Annotated in this window: 20 protein-coding genes; 17 read left to right on the forward strand and 3 right to left on the reverse strand. The window is 64.5% G+C overall.

All coding sequences use genetic code 11. The annotated features are described in order from the left end of the window. Positions 1 to 65: 65 nt before the first annotated feature. The 6 genes from R2N03_RS13250 to R2N03_RS13275 all read left to right on the forward strand — a co-directional run bounded on the left by R2N03_RS13250 (position 66) and on the right by R2N03_RS13275 (position 5,715). Positions 66 to 806 carry an ABC transporter ATP-binding protein gene (locus R2N03_RS13250; RefSeq protein WP_316658109.1) on the forward strand — a complete coding sequence of 247 codons (741 nt, stop codon included), beginning with the start codon at positions 66 to 68 and terminating at the stop codon, positions 804 to 806. Between the two features lie 64 nt (positions 807 to 870). Beyond that, a complete protein-coding gene (locus R2N03_RS13255; protein WP_316658110.1) occupies positions 871 to 2,079 on the forward strand; it encodes an ABC transporter substrate-binding protein in 1,209 nt (402 codons plus the stop codon). Between the two features lie 81 nt (positions 2,080 to 2,160). Continuing rightward, positions 2,161 to 3,045: a branched-chain amino acid ABC transporter permease gene (locus tag R2N03_RS13260; protein WP_316658111.1), complete on the forward strand. Its 885-nt coding sequence runs from the start codon at positions 2,161 to 2,163 to the stop codon at positions 3,043 to 3,045. 13 nt (positions 3,046 to 3,058) lie between these two features. Further along, complete coding sequence (locus R2N03_RS13265; RefSeq protein WP_316658112.1) at positions 3,059 to 4,045, forward strand: branched-chain amino acid ABC transporter permease; 987 nt, start codon at positions 3,059 to 3,061, stop codon at positions 4,043 to 4,045. Positions 4,046 to 4,483: 438 nt separating this feature from the next. After that, positions 4,484 to 4,921 carry a hypothetical protein gene (locus R2N03_RS13270; RefSeq protein WP_316658113.1) on the forward strand — a complete coding sequence of 146 codons (438 nt, stop codon included), beginning with the start codon at positions 4,484 to 4,486 and terminating at the stop codon, positions 4,919 to 4,921. A gap of 35 nt (positions 4,922 to 4,956) precedes the next feature. Then, the gene (locus R2N03_RS13275) at positions 4,957 to 5,715 is read left to right on the forward strand and encodes a sulfite exporter TauE/SafE family protein (RefSeq protein WP_316658114.1); all 759 of its coding nucleotides are present in this window, start codon (positions 4,957 to 4,959) and stop codon (positions 5,713 to 5,715) included. Here R2N03_RS13275 and R2N03_RS13280 read toward each other — a convergent pair. After that, positions 5,705 to 6,082, reverse strand: coding sequence for a cupin domain-containing protein (locus R2N03_RS13280; RefSeq protein ID WP_316658115.1), 378 nt, complete (start codon positions 6,080 to 6,082; stop codon positions 5,705 to 5,707). The genes R2N03_RS13275 and R2N03_RS13280 overlap by 11 nt on opposite strands. A gap of 169 nt (positions 6,083 to 6,251) precedes the next feature. Between R2N03_RS13280 and R2N03_RS13285 the strand changes: the two genes are divergently transcribed. Then, positions 6,252 to 6,803, forward strand: a complete 552-nt coding sequence (locus R2N03_RS13285; RefSeq protein WP_316658116.1) for a phosphonate degradation HD-domain oxygenase — start codon at positions 6,252 to 6,254, stop codon at positions 6,801 to 6,803. On the opposite strand, the gene R2N03_RS13290 is transcribed toward R2N03_RS13285, so the two are convergent. After that, positions 6,789 to 7,745 (reverse strand): SDR family oxidoreductase, encoded by a 957-nt coding sequence (locus tag R2N03_RS13290; RefSeq protein WP_316658117.1) that lies wholly within the window; start codon positions 7,743 to 7,745, stop codon positions 6,789 to 6,791. The two genes, R2N03_RS13285 and R2N03_RS13290, sit on opposite strands and share 15 nt — an antisense overlap. 102 nt (positions 7,746 to 7,847) lie before the next feature. Here R2N03_RS13290 and R2N03_RS13295 point away from each other — a divergent pair, with 102 nt between their 5' ends. Then, positions 7,848 to 8,744, forward strand: a complete 897-nt coding sequence (locus R2N03_RS13295; RefSeq protein WP_316658118.1) for a LysR family transcriptional regulator — start codon at positions 7,848 to 7,850, stop codon at positions 8,742 to 8,744. 9 nt (positions 8,745 to 8,753) lie between these two features. Here the strand turns inward: R2N03_RS13295 and R2N03_RS13300 are convergent, their stop codons facing one another. Then, complete coding sequence (locus R2N03_RS13300) at positions 8,754 to 8,969, reverse strand: DUF3820 family protein (protein ID WP_316658119.1); 216 nt, start codon at positions 8,967 to 8,969, stop codon at positions 8,754 to 8,756. 295 nt (positions 8,970 to 9,264) lie between these two features. Between R2N03_RS13300 and R2N03_RS13305 the strand changes: the two genes are divergently transcribed. From R2N03_RS13305 to R2N03_RS13345, 9 genes are all read left to right on the forward strand, one after another. Beyond that, positions 9,265 to 10,413 (forward strand): ABC transporter substrate-binding protein, encoded by a 1,149-nt coding sequence (locus R2N03_RS13305; protein WP_316658120.1) that lies wholly within the window; start codon positions 9,265 to 9,267, stop codon positions 10,411 to 10,413. Positions 10,414 to 10,743: 330 nt separating this feature from the next. Then, positions 10,744 to 12,687, forward strand: coding sequence for a tRNA uridine-5-carboxymethylaminomethyl(34) synthesis enzyme MnmG (mnmG, locus tag R2N03_RS13310; RefSeq protein ID WP_316658121.1), 1,944 nt, complete (start codon positions 10,744 to 10,746; stop codon positions 12,685 to 12,687). Next, the gene (gene rsmG, locus R2N03_RS13315) at positions 12,687 to 13,355 is read left to right on the forward strand and encodes a 16S rRNA (guanine(527)-N(7))-methyltransferase RsmG (RefSeq protein WP_316658122.1); all 669 of its coding nucleotides are present in this window, start codon (positions 12,687 to 12,689) and stop codon (positions 13,353 to 13,355) included. Before mnmG ends, rsmG begins: the two co-directional genes overlap by 1 nt. Before the next feature lie 21 nt (positions 13,356 to 13,376). Beyond that, a complete protein-coding gene (locus R2N03_RS13320) occupies positions 13,377 to 14,162 on the forward strand; it encodes a ParA family protein (protein ID WP_316658123.1) in 786 nt (261 codons plus the stop codon). Between the two features lie 18 nt (positions 14,163 to 14,180). Further along, positions 14,181 to 15,095 carry a ParB/RepB/Spo0J family partition protein gene (locus R2N03_RS13325; RefSeq protein ID WP_316658124.1) on the forward strand — a complete coding sequence of 305 codons (915 nt, stop codon included), beginning with the start codon at positions 14,181 to 14,183 and terminating at the stop codon, positions 15,093 to 15,095. A gap of 505 nt (positions 15,096 to 15,600) precedes the next feature. Then, positions 15,601 to 16,029 carry an ATP synthase subunit I gene (locus tag R2N03_RS13330; RefSeq protein ID WP_428984408.1) on the forward strand — a complete coding sequence of 143 codons (429 nt, stop codon included), beginning with the start codon at positions 15,601 to 15,603 and terminating at the stop codon, positions 16,027 to 16,029. 223 nt (positions 16,030 to 16,252) lie between these two features. After that, positions 16,253 to 17,134: a F0F1 ATP synthase subunit A gene (atpB, locus tag R2N03_RS13335; protein WP_316658126.1), complete on the forward strand. Its 882-nt coding sequence runs from the start codon at positions 16,253 to 16,255 to the stop codon at positions 17,132 to 17,134. Between the two features lie 81 nt (positions 17,135 to 17,215). Continuing rightward, entirely contained in the window at positions 17,216 to 17,482 is a 267-nt protein-coding gene (gene atpE, locus R2N03_RS13340; protein ID WP_003262709.1) for a F0F1 ATP synthase subunit C, read from the forward strand. 107 nt (positions 17,483 to 17,589) lie between these two features. Continuing rightward, positions 17,590 to 18,060, forward strand: coding sequence for a F0F1 ATP synthase subunit B (locus tag R2N03_RS13345; RefSeq protein WP_045205302.1), 471 nt, complete (start codon positions 17,590 to 17,592; stop codon positions 18,058 to 18,060). Position 18,061: the final 1 nt, after the last annotated feature.

Raw genomic sequence — 18,061 nt, forward strand, 5'->3', positions numbered from 1 at the left:
CCCGTCGTCGATACGGCGGGACGCGGCAACACCGAACGCTTGACCCGAACACACGAGAACATTGCATGAGCACGCCCGCGCTCCAGATCAAGGACCTGCACGCCTGGTACGGCGAGTCGCACATCCTGCATGGCGTCGACCTGACCGTGAACCGGGGTGAGGTCGTCACGCTGCTTGGCCGCAATGGCGCCGGCCGTACCACCACGCTGCGCGCCATCATGGGCCTGGTCGGCACGCGCAAGGGCTCCATCGTGGTGCACGATGCGAGCGGCCGTGGCGTCGAGACCATCGACCTGTCGACGCACAAGATCGCTCACTGCGGCATTGGTTACTGCCCGGAAGAGCGCGGCATCTTTTCGAGCCTCTCGTGCGAAGAGAACCTGATGCTGCCGCCGGTGCTGAAAGGCCAGGTGGCGAAGGGCGGCAACGCCGGCATGAGCATCGACGAGATCTACGAGATGTTCCCGAACCTGAAGGAGCGTCGCCAGAGCCAGGGTACGCGGCTGTCGGGCGGCGAGCAGCAGATGCTGGCGGTCGGGCGCATCCTGCGTACCGGTGCGAACCTGCTGCTGCTTGATGAGATTTCCGAAGGGCTGGCGCCGGTGATCGTGCAGGCGCTGGCCCGCATGATCCTGATGCTCAAGAAGCGCGGTTATACGGTGGTGATGGTGGAGCAGAACTTCCGTTTTGCCGCGCCGCTGGCAGACCGCTTTTATGTGATGGAACACGGCCGCATTGTTGAGCGTTTCGAGGCGGCGCAGTTGCAGGACAAGATGCCGGTGCTGCACGAGTTGCTCGGCGTTTGATTGCTTTGCTTGACCTTTGCGCCAGGGTCACCCGACCGGCGCGTACGACACAGGAGACAAGACCATGACACTCAAGAAGCTGGCTGGTGCATTGATGGCGGCAGGGCTGGGCCTCGCGGCATTCGGCGCGCATGCGCAGGTGAGCGGCGACAAGGTGAAGATCGGCTTCATCACCGATCTCTCGGGCCTGTATGCCGACATCGACGGGCAGGGCGGCATCGAGGCGGTCAAGATGGCGATCGAGGATGCGGGCGGCAAGGTGCTCGGCAAGCCGATCGAACTGGTCACGGCCGACCACCAGAACAAGGCCGACATCGCCGCCTCGAAGGCGCGTGAATGGATGGACCAGCAGGGCCTGGACATGCTGCTGGGCGGCACGAACTCCGCCACCGGCCTGGCCATGAACAAGGTAGCCGCCGAGAAGAAGCGCGTGTTCATCGACATCGGTGCCGGCACGGCGCGTCTGACCAACGAAGAATGCACGCCGTACACGATCCACTATGCGTACGACACCGTGGCCCTGGCCAAGGGCACCGGCAGCGCAGTGGTCAAGCAGGGCGGCAAGTCGTGGTTCTTCCTGACGGCGGACTACGCGTTTGGTCACTCGCTGGAGAACGACACGACGACCGTGGTCAAGGCCAATGGCGGTACGGTGGTGGGCTCGGTCAAGCACCCGCTGTCGGCCTCCGACTTCTCTTCGTACCTGCTGCAGGCGCAGGCGTCGAAGGCACAGATCCTGGGCCTGGCCAACGCCGGCGGCGACACGATCAACTCGATCAAGGCGGCCAAGGAATTCGGCATCACCAAGACGATGAAGATCGCCGGCCTGCTGATGTTCATCAACGACGTGCATAGCCTGGGCCTGCCGACGGCCGAGGGCCTGCTGATGACCGACAGCTGGTACTGGGACATGAACGACGCCACGCGCAAGTTCGCCAACCGCTACTTCATGAAGATGAAGAAGATGCCGAGCAGCCTGCAGGCAGCGGATTACTCGGCGGTGTCGAACTACATCAAGGCCGTGGCGGCTGCCGGCACGGATGACCCGGACAAGGTCATCGCACAGCTCAAGAAGACCAAGATCGACGACTTCTACACGAAGGGCTACATCCGTCAGGACGGTCGCGCCATCCACGACATGTACCTGCTGCAGGTGAAGACCCCGGCCGAGTCGAAGAAGCCGTGGGACTACCTGAAGGTCGTGGCGACGATCCCGGGCGAACAGGCTTTCACGACGCCGGCTGAGTCGAAGTGCTCGCTGCTGAAGAAGTAAGCAGGTAAGTACCGGCGCCGCTGCCCCCATGGGTGGCGGCGCGGTCAACGTTGTTGGTGTGGTGTTCTCTTCCTGACCGCGATGGAAATCTTTGGTGTTCCGCTACCGGCCATGCTCAGCCAGCTGCTGCTGGGCCTGGTCAACGGTTCGTTCTATGCGATGTTGAGCCTGGGCCTTGCGGTCATCTTCGGGCTGCTCAACGTCATCAATTTCGCGCACGGTGCGCTGTTCATGCTGGGGGCGGTGCTCACGTGGATGGGCTTCTCGTACCTGGGCGTGCCGTATTGGGCGATGCTCGTGCTGGCGCCCCTGGTGATCGGCGTGCTGGGTATGGTGATCGAACGCACGCTGCTGCGCTTCATCTACAAGCTCGATCATCTCTATGGCCTGTTGCTCACGCTGGGCGTGACGCTCGTCATCGAGGGGGTATTCCGCGCCATCTACGGTGTGTCGGGCCTGCCGTATGACACGCCTGAACTGCTGCAGGGCGCGACCGATCTTGGCTTCATGATCCTGCCGAATTACCGTGCGTGGGTGGTGGTGGCCTCGCTGGTCGTGTGCTTCGCCACGTGGTTCATGATCGAGAAGACCAAGCTGGGCGCCTACCTGCGGGCAGGTACCGAGAACCCGAAGCTGGTCGAAGCCTTTGGTGTGAACGTGCCGCTGATGGTCACGCTCACCTACGGCTTTGGCGTGGCGCTGGCGGCGTTCGCGGGCGTGCTGGCGGCGCCGGTCATCCAGATCTCGCCGCTGATGGGTCAGAGCTTGATCATCACCGTGTTTGCGGTGGTGGTGATCGGCGGCATGGGCTCGATCATGGGTTCGATCATCACCGGCCTTGCCCTGGGCGTCATCGAGGGGCTGACCAAGGTGTTCTATCCGCAGGCGTCGTCCACCGTGGTGTTCGTGATCATGGTGCTGGTCTTGCTGGTGCGTCCGGCCGGCCTGTTCGGTAAAGAGAAATAAGCGAAGCGGCACTATGCAAAACACCTCTTCCTTCAAATACGTCCTGTACGGCCTGCTGCTGGTGGCGCTCATTGCGGCACCGCTGGTGGGCGCGTATCCGGTGTTCGTCGCCAAGCTGCTGTGCTTTGCACTGTTTGCGTCCGCGTTCAACCTGCTGCTGGGCTACACCGGGCTGCTGTCGTTCGGGCACGCAGCCTTCTTTGGGGGCGCCGGCTACGTGGCGGGCTACCTGATGCGCGACCTGAACGTGACGCCGGAACTGGGTCTCCTGGCCGGTACCGCGGCGGGCGCCTTGATCGGCCTGGTCGTGGGCCTGCTGGCGATCCGTCGCCAGGGCATCTACTTCTCGATGATCACGCTGGCGCTGGCGCAGATGCTGTACTTCTTCTGCCTGCAGGTGCCGTTCACCGGCGGCGAGGACGGCCTGCAGGGCGTGCCGCGCGGCAAGCTGTTCGGCGTGCTGGACTTGTCTTCAGACCTGACGCTGTATTACGTCGTGCTCGTCATCGTGGTGCTGGCTTTCCTGCTGATTGTGCGCACGATCCACTCGCCGTTCGGGCAGATCCTCAAGGCCATCAAGGAGAACGAGCCTCGCGCGATCTCACTCGGCTATGACACCGACCGCTTCAAGCTGCTGGCCTTCGTGTTGTCCGCGGCGCTGACCGGCCTGGCCGGTTCGCTCAAGACGCTGGTGCTCGGTTTCGAAACGCTGACCGATGTGCACTGGTCGATGTCCGGCTCGGTCATCCTGATGACGCTGGTGGGCGGTCTGGGCATCCTGTCGGGCCCACTGCTGGGCGCGGCGCTGGTGATCGCGCTGGAAAACAAGCTCGGCGACATCGGCACTTTCCTGGCAGGCGTGACCGGCATCGACGGGTTCAACATCCTCGGGGAATCGGTCACGACGGTAACGGGCGCGATCTTCGTGATCTGCGTGCTGACGTTCCGCCGCGGCATCATGGGCGAGATTGCGGCTCGCGTGCCGTGGTTGCGGCGTTGACGTCACAATGCGCGAAGATACCGGCCGTTTTGGGTTGGACGCGGCAACTTGGTGCCCCTTGCACCGTAAGGGTTTGCTCTAGTTGCTGCATTGCGGTGCATCTTTTACAGTCTCGTCACGGTTTTCGCACGAGATAAATGAGGCGGGAGCGAGGAGACGACAGCACACACCGCACGAAACGGTGGAGATGCTAAATAAAATAGAGGCCCTGCCGGGTGATCCCCGGCAGGGCCTTTTAGTTTTTGGCGCCAGGCATTCGCCACTCGGGCGGCCACGGCGGCAATTGCAGGGGAGGGCGCGGGCGGGGTCGTCCATGGCAAGGCGTCCGATGGAGCGTTTTCACCAGCCTGTTGGCAGGCTATCCACAAAAGAAGTGCCTGCGTGGTCGACGCCTATGCGGCCGCTGCATGACAATGGCGCCTTCGCCCAACGCCGCCCATGATGCTTTCCACCCGCCTCGCCACGCCGGAAGACCGGCCGCGCCTGCTGGCCGCCATTGCCCCGATGGGGGCTGCGCTGCAGCTGGCACACGCCGTTGATACGCTGTTGGCCCAGCCCGCCATGCATCCATGCATGCTCGTTGAATCCGGCGAGGCGCCGGTTGGCGTTGTGCCCATGACGCTTGTGCCCCACCTCGTTCTGGGCGGCTTGGTGGCGTGGCTGCCGGTCGGCGTGATGGTCTTGTCCGGCGGTACGACGGTGCTTGATGTCGCGCTGTCCGCCGTCAATGAGTACGCCAGCGCACATGGCATACTCCACACCCTGCTGCCGCCGGCAGCGCTGGCGGCCGACGAGGCTGCGGCCTTCGGCTTTGTGCCCGATACGTCCGGCTGCTGGCTGCGCAGCGCCCGTCCGTCACCCAAATCGCTGGGTTAGCCCCTTACGTTCATTCGCCTGGTCCTGTTTCCCTGATGGAATTCGCCTTGCTCGCCGTGGCCGGCTTTCTGGCCGGCCTCATCGATGCCGTAGCCGGTGGCGGCGGTCTGGTGCAGATTCCCGCGCTGTTCTCCGCTTATCCGAGCCTGGCGCCGGCGACGCTGATCGGCACCAACAAGGTCGCGTCGATGTCCGGTACGGCCACGGCGGCGGTGCGCTACGGCCGCACGGTACGCATCTACTGGGGCGCGACGGGGCCGGCAGTGGTCACGGCGTTTGTGTTTTCGCTGCTGGGCGCATGGGCGCTCACGCATATTCCGGCCGAACCGCTGCGCCGCGCGCTGCCGTTTGTGCTGGCGGTGCTGCTCGTCTACACGGTCGCCAAGAAGAACCTCGGCGCAGACCACGCGCCCCGCCTGTCGGGTTGGCGCGAGCGCGCCGTGGCGCTGCTGGCGGGCGCCGTCATCGGCTTTTACGACGGCGTGTTCGGACCCGGCACGGGCAGCTTCCTGATGATTGTTTTCGTGCGCGCGTTCGGATACGACTTCCTGCACGCATCGGCATCCACCAAGGTCGTCAACCTGGCGACGAATGTGGCCGCCATGCTCTTGCTGGCGGCCAAGGGGCACGTCTGGTGGCAGCTCGGCCTCGTGATGGCCGTGGCCAATGTGGCGGGCAATCAGGTCGGCAGCCACCTCGCGCTGCGGCACGGCAGCCGCTTCGTGCGCAAGGTGTTCATCGTGGTGGTGCTGGCGTTGATCCTGAAGACGGCTTACGACGCCTTCATGCGCTGAGCTGCGTGTCGAGCGACACGGTGCGCTCGGTGACGACGTCGCCCGTGTGCTGCGTGCTGACGGTTTCGATCAGCATGATCCCGCACTCGTCGTCGGCGACCGGGAAATGCCGCACGCCGCGCGGCACCACGCAGAACTCACCGGGGCCGAGGTGCACGTCGGCGCGGTCTTCGAAAGCGATCTTCAGGTGGCCGTAGACCACGAAGAACAGTTCGTCTTCGTTCGGGTGATCGTGCCAGACGAATTCGCCCTTCAACTTGGCGACCTTGATGTACTGGTCATTGACCTGGCCGACGATGCGGGGTGACCAATACGCCGTCACCTGTGCCAGTGCCTGTGCGACCTGCACAGCGTGTCCTGCGAGCATGATGGGCTCCGATGGGTGGGAAGTGTCCAAAGATAAGGTTGCGCCGCGCGCTTTCCCAACCAAACTTTCTAATCGGGTCGATCACGCAGGCTAATGCCCGGCGCGCTGTCATCGTGTTGCCGCAGGCGGCGGATACGCTGCCGGGTTTCTTTGCTCGACGTGCGACGCCATGGCTTTGAGTCTCGACGACATCCGAACCCTGTTCGACCGCCACGGCCACATTGCCTACAGCGGCGAACCCGTCACCCAGCTCGAACATGCGCTGCAGACGGCCGCGCTTGCCGAGGCGGCGGGCGCTACCGCCGCGCTCGTCACCGCCGCGCTGCTGCACGACCTCGGCCACCTGCTGAACCCGCAGGGCGACACGCCCACGGCCCGCAGCATCGACGATCAGCATCAATATTTCGCGCTGCCGTTTCTGCGCGCGACGTTTCCAGACGCGGTGCTCGAACCGATCCGCCTGCATGTGGACGCCAAGCGCTGCCTGTGCGCGATGGATGCGCATTACTACGCGCGGCTGTCGGCGGATTCCGTGCGCAGCCTGGCGCTGCAGGGTGGCGTGTTTTCCGCCGAAGCGGCCGAAGCGTTCTTGCAGCGCCCATACGCCGCGGACGCGCTGCAACTGCGGTGCTGGGACGATCTGGCCAAGGTGGCCGGCCAGTGCACGCCGGCACTCGGACATTTCCTCGGCATCGCGGCTCGCGCTTCAGCGGCAGCGTAGGCTGCGCAGGGTGGTGCCGACGGCTTCGTCCCACGGCGTGTGCGGCTCGGCGCCGAGCGCCTGCACCAGCCGGGTGTTGTCCATGCAGACGGGGTGTTGCCACAGGTAGCGCATTTCGCGCATCTCGCGCAGCATTTCAGAGAACGGTGCCAGTACCGGGAGCAACCACCATGGGAAGGCGCGCGTCCTGACTGGGTGCCCCACGGCGCGCCCGATCGATGCCGCCATCTGCGTGCCGTCGGCATCCCAGTGGCCGCGCATGTGGTAGACGGCGAAGTCGGGCAGGCGGTCGCCCTGTTCGACGAGCCGCAGCATGGTCTCGGCCACATCTGGCAGATACGCCCATTGGTGACCGACACCGCGCGTACCGGGGGAGGTGATCGTTCGCACCGGCTTGCCCGGCCGCACCAGGGCGCCGGCAAACCAGGTGTTGGCGGTTTGCGGCCCGAAGAAGTCGCCGGCGCGCACGATCAGGCTGCGCACGCCTTCGGCGCTGGCGGCCTGCATGCGGCGCTCCAGCTCCACGCGAATCCGGCCTTTGCGGGTGAGGGGCTGTTGCGCGGTGGTCTCGCGCAGCACGGGAAATGTGTCCGGTGCAAAGTTGTAGACCGTGCCGGGCAGCACGATGCGCGCGCCCGACGTCCGGGCCGCGGCGATGGTGTTGTCGATCATCGGCAGCACCAGGCCGGCCCAGTTGTGATAGCCGGGCGGGTTCACCGCATGCACGATCAGCTGCACCCCTTGGGCCGCGCTGACCACGTCGTCGCGGACCATGGCGTCGCCGCGAATCCATTCGAAGGTGTTGTCGCGCCCGGCGAGGGCATCCGGATTGCGCTGCAGCGCGCGGACATGCCAGCCTCGCGCCACCAGGCGTCGTGCCACTTCCCCACCGATGCCGCCCGTTGCGCCCAGCACCAGCGCCATGCGTTTTGCGTGATCCATGACTCTGCTCCCGTGTGATGGCGTGTTGCGATGGAGGTATTCTGGTCGCGGCTGTGATTCAATGGAATTGTTGATGATGATCGTGCTGCTATACGGATGTGTATGACTGGAGCGGAGCCGGGCTGGGAGCTGTACCGAACGTTTCTCGCGGTCGTGCGGGAGGGGTCGCTATCGGGCGCCGCGCGGGCGCTGGGTCTGACGCAGCCGACGGCCGGGCGCCATGTCGATGCGCTGGAGCGCGCGCTGGGCCTCGCTTTGTTCATCCGAACGCAGCAGGGCCTGAGCCCGACCGAGGCGGCGCTGTCGCTGCGCCCGTTTGCCGAATCCCTGGAGGCGACCAGCGCCGCCTTGCTGCGCGCGGCATCCAGCCATGGCCAGGGCGTGCGCGGCACCGTGCGCGTCACGGCCAGCGACGTGGTGGCGGTGGAAGTGCTGCCGCCCATCCTCGCCGACCTGCACGCCACGTATCCCGATCTCACCATCGAGCTGGCGCCGTCCAATCGCATGGAAGACCTGCTCCGGCGTGAGGCCGACATCGCCGTGCGCATGCTGCCGCCCACGCAAGGTGTGCTGATCGCGCGCCAAATCGGCGGCATCGAGCTGGGGCTGTTTGCGCACCGGCGGTATCTGGACCGGCGCGGTAGGCCCGCGACGGTGGAAGATCTCTCCGGCCACACGCTGATCGGCTACGACAAGGAAAACGCGTTCCTGCGTGGCCTGCGCGGGCAGCTGCCGTGGGCGCAGCGCAACCGCTTTGCGCTGCGCACCGACAGCGATCTGGCGGCCATTGCCGCGCTGCGCGCCGGGTTCGGCGTGGGCTTTTGCCAGATCGGCCTGGCGCGCCGCAACCCTGACCTGGTGCGGTTGTTCGGCGACGAGGTTTCGCTGATGCTCGACACCTGGGTCGCCATGCACGAAGACCTGCGTGACAGTCCGCATTGCCGCGCCGTGTTCAATGCGCTGGCTGCGGGCCTCGCGCGGTACATCGACGGTGACTGACCGCTCGCGCTAGCTGGCGCGGCGCAGCGGATCGAGCAGGCCCTTCAGACCGTTGTGGTCCAGCTCCTGCATCAGCGCCAGCAGCCGGCCGATCTGGCCGGGCGGAAAGCCTTCACGCGCGAACCAGTTGAGGTAATGGCCGGGCAGGTCGGCAATCAGGCGGCCCTTGTATTTGCCGAAGGGCATTGGCGTGGTGACGAGGCGGTGGAGATCTTCGGGTTGCATGGGCGCTATTGTGCCGCCCGCGCGGGCTTGCGTGCCGGCGTGCTGCGGCAAGGGCGCCACACTGCCCGTCGACCTTGACCATTGCGGACCGGAGGGGCCTGGAGGCCGCGCCGCGCTGACGAGTCACGTTGTCTACGGCGCCAGTGGGCCTCGTGAACACGTGAAGGTTCGGGGTATCTCCCCCTTGTCCGCGCGGCGTGACTCCTTCTAGACTCCTTCATCCCCGACCGAGCGGTCGGCCAATCGCAGATTCAGGGCGGGCGCAGAACCCGCTTCGCACACCTCAGGAGACGGCATGAAGGTTTCGCGCGCAACCCGCATTGCACTGGCTGCCACCGCATTGTTGGCCGGCACGGCATTCGCCCAGGTCAAGGTCGGCATCACGGTATCCGCTACCGGCCCGGCGGCTTCGCTGGGGATTCCCGAGAAGAACACCGTCGCGCTGCTGCCCAAGGAAATTGCGGGCAAGAAGATCGAGTACATCGTGCTCGACGATGCGTCCGACACGACCACGGCCGTCAAGAACACGCGCAAGCTCATCACCGAGGACAAGGTCGACCTGGTGATCGGCTCGACTGTCACGCCGAACTCGCTGGCGATGGTTGACGTCGTGGCCGAGAACGAAACGCCGATGATCACGCTGGCTGCCTCCGCGCGCATTGTCGAGCCGGTGGACGTCAAGCGCGCGTGGGTGTTCAAGACACCGCAGAACGATTCGCACATGGCCACCGCCATTGCTGAGCACATGGTCAACCATGGGGTGAAGACGGTGGGGCTGATCGGCTTTGCCGACGCGTACGGAGATTCATGGGCGCAGGAGTTCGACAAGGTGGCGACGCTGCGCAAGTTGAAGGTCGTCGCGAACGAGCGCTTCGCACGCACCGATACCTCGGTGACGGGGCAGGTGCTGAAGATCATGTCGGCCAACCCCGATGCCGTGCTGATTGCCGGTTCCGGCACGCCGGCCGCGCTGCCCGAGCGTGCGTTGAAGGAGCGAGGCTACAAGGGCAAGCTGTACCAGACGCACGGTGTGGCGAATGCTGACTTCCTGCGTGTGTGCGGCAAGGACTGCGAAGGCACGTTCCTGCCGGCGGGGCCCATTCTGGTGGCGGATCAACTGCCCGACAGCAATCCCGTCAAGAAGCAGGCGCTCGCATACAAAGTGGCCTATGAAAAGGCGTACGGCGGCCAGGTTTCGACGTTTGGCGGACACATGTGGGACGCCGGGCTGTTGCTGGCGCACGCCATGCCAGATGCCCTCAAGAAGGGCCAGCCCGGCACCCTGGCGTTCCGCAAGGGGCTGCGCGATGCATTGGAGACGACGACGAACCTGGCGGTCTCGCACGGTGTGATGAACATGAACGCGAAGGATCACCTGGGGCTCGATCAGCGCTCGCGCGTCATGGTCGAGATCAAGGACGGGAAGTGGAAACTGCAGAATTGAACGAGCCGCCATGGCCCGGCCGTCGGGCTGTGGCAGGTCACAGGACGCCGCATCCAATCCGATGCGGCGTTTTTTTTGAAAGGTGCGCGGTCGCGGCCGAGGGGGGAGGGAGGGCGATGACGTCCGACAATTAACATAGGCAGCGCATTTCCTGTGAGAGTGTTTCACGTGAAACACACCGTTCTCGACAGAAGCGGTGCATGTTTCACGTGAAACATGGAAACGCGATGAAATTTGTCTCTCGCGCCGCATCCTCGAACAGTCAGGTAGGTGGACGACTTATAATTCGCCTTCTTTAAATTTCCGATCCCTCCACGCGAGGAGGAAGCCATGCTGTATCCAATTGAATTCGATGTGATCGTGGTGGGTGGCGGGCACGCCGGCACCGAGGCCGCTTTGGCGGCGGCGCGCATGGGCTGCCAGACCCTGCTGCTGACGCACAACATCGAGACGCTGGGGCAGATGAGCTGCAATCCGTCGATCGGGGGTATCGGCAAGGGCCATCTGGTCAAGGAAGTCGATGCGCTCGGCGGCGCCATGGCCATTGCCACGGACGAAGGCGGCATCCAGTTCCGCATTCTCAATTCCAGCAAGGGGCCTGCCGTCCGGGCCACGCGCGCCCAGGCGGATCGGGTGCTGTACAAGGCGGCCATCCGCCATCGGCTCGAGAACCAGCCGAACCTGATGCTCTTTCAGCAGGCCGTGGAAGACCTGTTGGTGGAAGGCGACCGGGTGGTTGGCGCCGTGACGCAAGTCGGCGTGCAGTTTCGGGCACGTGCCGTGGTGTTGACTGCCGGCACGTTCCTCGACGGCAAGATCCACGTTGGCCTGAATAACTACACCGGTGGCCGTGCGGGCGACCCGGCGGCGGTGTCACTGTCTGCCCGACTCAAGGAGCTGAAGCTGCCGCAGGGGCGCCTGAAGACCGGTACGCCGCCGCGGATCGACGGGCGCACGATCGACTTCTCGGTGCTCGAAGAGCAGCCAGGCGACCTCGATCCGGTGCCCGTGTTCTCGTTCCTCGGGCGCGCTGAGATGCATCCTCGCCAAGTGCCGTGCTGGGTCACGCACACCAACGAGCGCACGCACGACATCATCCGCGCCGGGCTGGACCGCTCGCCGATGTATACCGGCGTGATTGAAGGGGTGGGACCGCGCTACTGCCCGAGCATCGAAGACAAGATTCACCGCTTCGCGAGCAAGGACAGCCACCAGATCTTCCTGGAGCCCGAAGGCCTGGCGACAAACGAGTTCTACCCGAACGGTGTGTCGACGAGCCTGCCGTTTGACGTGCAGCTGGACTTGATCCACTCGATGCGCGGGCTGGAACATGCTCACATCCTGCGCCCCGGCTACGCCATCGAGTACGACTATTTCGACCCGCGCGCGCTGAAGGCCTCGCTGGAATCCAAGGCGATTTCCGGCCTGTTCTTCGCAGGGCAGATCAATGGCACGACGGGCTACGAAGAAGCCGCCGCCCAGGGGTTGCTCGCGGGCATCAACGCCGGCCTGCAAGTGCAGGGCAAAGATGCATGGACGCCGCGACGCGACCAGGCTTACCTGGGCGTGCTGGTCGATGACCTCATCACCCGCGGCGTGACCGAGCCGTACCGCATGTTCACCAGCCGCGCTGAATTCCGTCTGAGCCTGCGCGAAGACAATGCCGACATGCGCCTCACCGAGGTCGGCCGCGCCCTTGGGGTGGTGGACGACGCCCGCTGGGACGCATTCAACCGCAAGCGCGACGCTGTTTCACGTGAAACACAGCGCCTGAAATCGACCTGGGTGAACCCGGCGACGCTGCCGCTCGCCGATGCCGAGCCGGTGCTGGGCAAGGGCATCGAGCGCGAGTACGCGCTGGCTGATCTGCTGCGCCGCCCTAACGTGACCTACGAATCGCTGATGGGCATGCAGGGCGGCAAGTACGCGCCCGAAGGCCTGTTGGCCGAAGACCCGCTGCTGGTCGAGCAGATTCGCGAGCAGGTCGAGATCGGTATCAAGTACCACGGCTACATCGCCCGCCAGGCCGATGAGGTCGAGCGCCTGGGGGCCAACGAGGGCACGCGCCTGCCCGCCGACTTCGACTATTCGCAGGTGCGCGGCCTGTCGATCGAGGTGCAGCAGAAACTGGCCAAGCACAAGCCTGAGACCATCGGTCAGGCGTCGCGTATCTCCGGTATCACGCCGGCGGCGGTGTCGCTGTTGCTGGTGCATCTGAAGAAGGGCGTGCTGCGCGGACAGGTCGGTCCGCGCGCGGAAGGCGAGGCGGCTTGATGGCGAACGCATTGACTGACGTTCGATCGGAACTGGACGCCGGCGCGCGCGCACTTGGTCTTGTGCTGGACGCCGGACAACTGGATCGCCTGTTGGCGTACCAGGGGCTGCTGGCGAAGTGGAATCGCGTCTACAACCTGACCGCCATCCGCGAAGCGGGCGAGATGCTCACGCATCACCTGCTCGATTCGCTGTCGGCCGTCCCGCGCATCGCCGAGCTGGCGCGCCGCGCGCAACCGCAGGCGCCGCGCGTGCTGGATGTCGGCTCTGGCGGGGGCTTGCCCGGCATTCCGTTGTCGATTGCCTGTCCGGATGTGAACGTCACGATGGTCGACATCGTGCAGAAGAAGACCGCTTTCCTGACGCAATGTCGTGCCGAGCTGGGTCTGACCAACGCCCAGGCGCACTGGGGTCATGTCGAAAAGCTCGCCGACGCGACGGGTTACGGCGTCATCACTTCGCGTGCATTTGCCGAACTGGTCGATTTCGTGAACCTGGCCGGCCATCTGCTGGCGCCGGGCGGTCGCATGGTCGCCATGAAGGGCGTGCGTCCGGATGCCGAAATCGAGCGGCTGCCCGCGGGCTGGGCAGTCGAGGCCATCGAGCGCCTGACCGTGCCGGGGCTGCCGGCCGAACGCCACCTGGTCATCCTTGCGCCGTCGGCGTAAGTCATTCACCGCAGAGGAGTCATGTCGAATATTTTCGTGATCGCCAACCAGAAGGGCGGGGTCGGCAAGACCACCACCACGGTGAATCTCGCCGCCGGGCTGGCCGCACAAGGACAGCGCGTGCTGCTGGTCGACCTGGACCCGCAGGGCAATGCATCGATGGGCTCGGGTATCGACAAGCACACGCTGCAATCCAGCGTGTACCAGGTGCTCGTCGGGCTGGCGACGATCCCGGAGGCGCGCCAGCGTTCGGAGGCCGGCCGCTACGACGTCCTGCCGGCCAACCGCGACCTGGCCGGCGCAGAAGTCGAACTGGTCGATCTCGAGCATCGCGAAAATCGCCTCAAGCTCGCATTGGCCGAGGTGGACGCCGACTATGACTTCGTCCTGATCGATTGTCCGCCGTCGCTGTCGTTGCTCACGCTCAATGGCCTGTGCGCGGCGCACGGCGTGGTCGTGCCGATGCAGTGCGAGTATTTCGCGCTGGAAGGGCTGTCGGATCTCGTCAATACCATCAAGCAGGTGCACGCCAACCTGAACCGCGAGCTGAAGGTCATCGGCCTGCTGCGCGTGATGTTCGACCCGCGCGTGACGCTGCAGCAGCAGGTGTCGGCGCAGTTGGAGTCGCACTTCGGCGACAAGGTCTTCAAGACGGTGATCCCGCGCAACGTGCGACTGGCCGAGGCGCCGTCGTACGGCATGCCGGGCGTGGCGTTCGATCCGGCATCGAAGGGCGCCAAGGCCTACCTGGATTTCGGCGCGGAGATGATCGCGCGCGTGCGGCAGATGGCCGACATGCCGGCCTGATGCTGTAAGAGGAACACCATGAGCACAATGAAGAAAAAGGGACTGGGCCGCGGCCTCGAGGCGCTGCTGGGCAGTCCCGCCGAGATTGTCGAGACCGCCAAGCAGGAAGGCGCGCCGACGGTGCTGAAGCTCGCACAGATGCAACCGGGCAAATACCAGCCGCGCACGCGCATGGACGAGGGCGCGCTGCAGGAGCTGGCCGCCAGCATCCGCGCGCAGGGGTTGATGCAGCCGATCCTGGTGCGCAAGGTCGCGTCGGAAGGGCAGCAGCAGAAGTACGAAATCATCGCCGGTGAGCGCCGTTTCCGTGCCTCGCGCCTGGCCGGCCTGACCGAAGTCCCGGTGCTCGTCAAGGACGTGCCGGACGAATCGGCGGCCGCCATGGCGCTGATCGAAAACATCCAGCGTGAAGACCTGAACCCGCTGGAAGAAGCGCAGGGTATCGCGCGCCTCGTGCGTGAATTCCAGTTCACGCACGAACAGGCCGCGGAGTCGGTGGGGCGTTCTCGCAGTGCGGTATCGAACCTGCTGCGCCTCTTGAACCTGGCGCAGCCGGTGCAGACCATGCTGATGGCGGGTGACCTCGATATGGGCCACGCCCGCGCGTTGCTTGCGGTGGATGGCGCAACGCAGATCACGCTGGCCAACCAGATCGTCAACAAGCGCCTGTCGGTGCGCGAGACGGAGAAGCTCGTCGCACTCACGCTCAAGCCGTTCGAGCTGAAGTCGCTGAAGCGGCAGGGCGGCCACCAGAATGGCCGTGACGTCGCGCGGCTGGAAGAGGAACTCGCGGACCTGCTCGGCCTGGGGGTGCAGATCAAGCTTGCCGCCAAGGGCCGTGGCCAACTGACAGTGCAGTTCGGAAGTCTCGATGAGTTTGACGGTCTGCTGGCCCGCCTGCGCCCAGAGGGTGACGACGAAGCGGCCGCCTGATCCGGCCTTCTGCCTGATCCGCGACAGTTTGCCGCAGGCAATGAGGCCTGCGGAGATGCCCCATGGGCGGGCGTTTGCGGGCACCGAATCGGTGCGATTACCTCCTACGTCATCGACTCCGCCGACAGCCTGTACCACCATGCACCTGAGGGGGCACTCGCTGTGGCGGGTTCGATGCCCCGGCAGCAGCATGTCTTTGCGCGCGGAAAGCGGAACATCAGCGCTTCGAGTGCTGTCGAAGGCCTCCGCACGAGCGTTCGCTTGCGCGTTGACTGGCGAACGCCATGTCCCGTAAAATCGTGCGGTTTTAAATCCGCCTGACCCAAAGCGGTGCGGCATGATGAAAGACCATTCTTCCATGCAGCCAGCCGAGCAGTCAGCTCAACGTCGGCGGCCCGATTCTCATGCTTCGTTGGACGCCGCCCGACCCCGATCGGCGCAGGATCCGAAGCGCGACGACTGGGACGCAGGGTGGGGTGACAGCGCAGGAGAGGCGGAGCCGCCGGTGCATGTGCTTTCCCATGACGAGGCGGTTGCCCTGTTCGGCGAGCAGGCACTGCGCGCTTCGCGCATGACGCCTTTTTCCATCGTGCTCGGCCAAGTGGTGGTCACGTTGCTGTGCGCACTTGGCTGGTATGTCGGTAGTTGGTTTGCCGGCACGGGGGCAGCGTCGGCAGGCAACGCCGCGCTATCGGCGCTGCTGGGCGGCGGAGTGTGCGTTGTGCCTTCGGCATGGTTCGCGATGCGGCTGTCGACGGCCAAGGGGTTCGAGTCCATTGCCCGCCTGGTGGTGGGCGAAGCGATCAAGGTGCTCGGCACGATCGCGTTGCTGGTGATCGTCGTGGTGATGTTCAAGGGGCTACATTGGCCGCCCCTTTTGATCACCCTGATCCTGGCGCTCAAGATGTACTGGGTCGGTCTCGCGCTGCGATGACGGGCTCCGCCTGCAGCCATGCGGCAGGCATACCGGAGGTGTCGGAACCCGGCATGAACCGAGGGCAGGAGGAGCCCGCGTTCATTGCTTCGACATCCCGGACGAATATGGTGGCATGTTCAGGCCGTGTGCGGCCCGCGATCTCCAGGGGGAACCTGTTGAGCATCGGGTGCGCGCTGGAACGGGTCACGAAGAATGTTTCGCAATATTGGACTGAATCATCATGGCAACTGAAGTCGCAGAAGCCGCCGGCCACGCCGCCGAGCACGCTCTCACGCCTTCCGCGTATATCGCGGAGCACTTGCAGAATTTCAATAGCCTCGGCGCCAAGCAGACGTCGATCGTCGATTTCTCCGTCATCAACTGGGACACGATGTTCTGGTCCGTGTTGATGGGCGTGATCGGCCTGGTCTTCCTGGGCATGGCCGCGCGCCGCGTCACTTCCGGCGTTCCGGGCCGCTTCCAGGCCTTCGTCGAGCTCGTCGTCGAGATGGTCGATGACCAGGCCAAGGGCATCATCCATGGCGACCGCTCCTGGATCGCCCCGCTGGCCCTGATGGTCTTCGTGTGGGTCACGCTGATGAACGCAGTCGACTTGATCCCGGTGGACTGGGTTTTTGGTATCAACCACCTGCTCGAAACGTTCGGCATGCACGTGCCGCATCACCGTGCAGTGGCTACGGCCGACCTGAACGGCACGTTCGGCATGTCGTTCGCCGTACTGATCCTGATGATCTACTACAGCTTCAAGATCAAGGGTGCGGGCGGCTTCGCACACGAACTGCTGTCGGCTCCGTTCGGCGCCAAGTGGTATCTCGCGCCGTTCAACCTGATCCTCAACATCATTGAATTTCTCGCCAAGGCTGTGTCGCTGGGCATGCGGCTGTTCGGCAACATGTACGCGGGCGAACTGGTGTTCCTGCTGATCGCGCTGCTTGGCTCGATCTGGACGTTCGGTGCTGATTTGTCGGCGCTGGGTTTCGTGGGTCACGTGGTGGCCGGCGCGGCGTGGGCGATCTTCCACATCCTGATCGTTCTGCTCCAAGCCTTCATTTTCATGATGCTGACGCTGGTGTACATCGGCCAGGCACATGATCACCACTAAGTAGCGGTTCAGGTTCTCCGGTTCCGTTGGGTTTTTTCAAGTTCCTAAGTTCTTAGTCTTTCACGTAAAAAGGGAGTCATCATGCAAGCATTTCTCGCCAACATCCAAGGTCTGACCGCCATCGGCATCGGCATCATCATCGGCCTGGGTGCCATCGGCGCCTGCCTCGGCATCGCACTGATGGGCGGCAAGTACATCGAAGCCTGCGCACGTCAGCCTGAGCTGATGAACCCGCTGCAAACCAAGATGTTCCTGCTGGCTGGCCTGATCGACGCAGCATTCCTGATCGGTGTCGGTGTGGCCATGCTGTTCGCGTTCGCCAACCCGCTGCTGTCGGTCATCAAGTAATTCTTTTCGGTCTGCATGATGCCGGAGGCGGCCAGGGTGAAACGCAACGCGTGACCCTCGCCGCTTCGTGCATTGATCCGTAGTCTCAATACCGAAAGGAACACACCATGAACCTGAACGCCACACTCGTCGCGCAGATGGTCGTGTTCTTCATCCTGTGGTGGGTTGTTGCCAAATTCATTTGGCCGCCCCTGGTGAAGGCGCTCGACGAACGCGCGAAGAAAATCGCCGATGGCCTGGCCGCTGCCGATAAGGGCAAGGCCGAGCTGGAGCTGGCCAACAAGCGGGTCGACCAGGCACTGACCGAAGCGCGCAATGAAGGCGCGCAACGCATCGCGGACGCTGAAAAGCGCGCCCAGATGAGCGCCGATGAGATCAAGCAAAACGCCCAGGCCGAAGCCGCGCGCATCATCGCGCAAGCCAAGGCAGAAGCCGAGCAGCAAACCGTGCGCGCGCGTGAATCGCTGCGTGACCAGGTTGCTGTGCTGGCCGTCAAGGGTGCCGAGCAGATCCTCAAGCGTGAAGTCAATGCGCAGGTCCACGCCGATCTGCTCAATCAACTCAAGGCTGAGCTGTAAT

Origin of the sequence: Ralstonia condita, from assembly GCF_958405655.1 — a bacterium.
Lineage (GTDB): Bacteria > Pseudomonadota > Gammaproteobacteria > Burkholderiales > Burkholderiaceae > Ralstonia > Ralstonia condita.

What these genes read in the sequence shown, in the direction of transcription:
- R2N03_RS13250 (WP_316658109.1), top strand. Translation starts at nt 66, where the DNA reads ATGAGCACGCCCGCGCTCCAGATCAAGGACCTGCACGCCTGGTACGGC.
- R2N03_RS13255 (WP_316658110.1), top strand. Translation starts at nt 871, where the DNA reads ATGACACTCAAGAAGCTGGCTGGTGCATTGATGGCGGCAGGGCTGGGC.
- R2N03_RS13260 (WP_316658111.1), top strand. Translation starts at nt 2,161, where the DNA reads ATGGAAATCTTTGGTGTTCCGCTACCGGCCATGCTCAGCCAGCTGCTG.
- R2N03_RS13265 (WP_316658112.1), top strand. Translation starts at nt 3,059, where the DNA reads ATGCAAAACACCTCTTCCTTCAAATACGTCCTGTACGGCCTGCTGCTG.
- R2N03_RS13270 (WP_316658113.1), top strand. Translation starts at nt 4,484, where the DNA reads ATGATGCTTTCCACCCGCCTCGCCACGCCGGAAGACCGGCCGCGCCTG.
- R2N03_RS13275 (WP_316658114.1), top strand. Translation starts at nt 4,957, where the DNA reads ATGGAATTCGCCTTGCTCGCCGTGGCCGGCTTTCTGGCCGGCCTCATC.
- R2N03_RS13280 (WP_316658115.1), bottom strand. Translation starts at nt 6,082, where the DNA reads ATGCTCGCAGGACACGCTGTGCAGGTCGCACAGGCACTGGCACAGGTG.
- R2N03_RS13285 (WP_316658116.1), top strand. Translation starts at nt 6,252, where the DNA reads ATGGCTTTGAGTCTCGACGACATCCGAACCCTGTTCGACCGCCACGGC.
- R2N03_RS13290 (WP_316658117.1), bottom strand. Translation starts at nt 7,745, where the DNA reads ATGGATCACGCAAAACGCATGGCGCTGGTGCTGGGCGCAACGGGCGGC.
- R2N03_RS13295 (WP_316658118.1), top strand. Translation starts at nt 7,848, where the DNA reads ATGACTGGAGCGGAGCCGGGCTGGGAGCTGTACCGAACGTTTCTCGCG.
- R2N03_RS13300 (WP_316658119.1), bottom strand. Translation starts at nt 8,969, where the DNA reads ATGCAACCCGAAGATCTCCACCGCCTCGTCACCACGCCAATGCCCTTC.
- R2N03_RS13305 (WP_316658120.1), top strand. Translation starts at nt 9,265, where the DNA reads ATGAAGGTTTCGCGCGCAACCCGCATTGCACTGGCTGCCACCGCATTG.
- mnmG (WP_316658121.1), top strand. Translation starts at nt 10,744, where the DNA reads ATGCTGTATCCAATTGAATTCGATGTGATCGTGGTGGGTGGCGGGCAC.
- rsmG (WP_316658122.1), top strand. Translation starts at nt 12,687, where the DNA reads ATGGCGAACGCATTGACTGACGTTCGATCGGAACTGGACGCCGGCGCG.
- R2N03_RS13320 (WP_316658123.1), top strand. Translation starts at nt 13,377, where the DNA reads ATGTCGAATATTTTCGTGATCGCCAACCAGAAGGGCGGGGTCGGCAAG.
- R2N03_RS13325 (WP_316658124.1), top strand. Translation starts at nt 14,181, where the DNA reads ATGAGCACAATGAAGAAAAAGGGACTGGGCCGCGGCCTCGAGGCGCTG.
- atpB (WP_316658126.1), top strand. Translation starts at nt 16,253, where the DNA reads ATGGCAACTGAAGTCGCAGAAGCCGCCGGCCACGCCGCCGAGCACGCT.
- atpE (WP_003262709.1), top strand. Translation starts at nt 17,216, where the DNA reads ATGCAAGCATTTCTCGCCAACATCCAAGGTCTGACCGCCATCGGCATC.
- R2N03_RS13345 (WP_045205302.1), top strand. Translation starts at nt 17,590, where the DNA reads ATGAACCTGAACGCCACACTCGTCGCGCAGATGGTCGTGTTCTTCATC.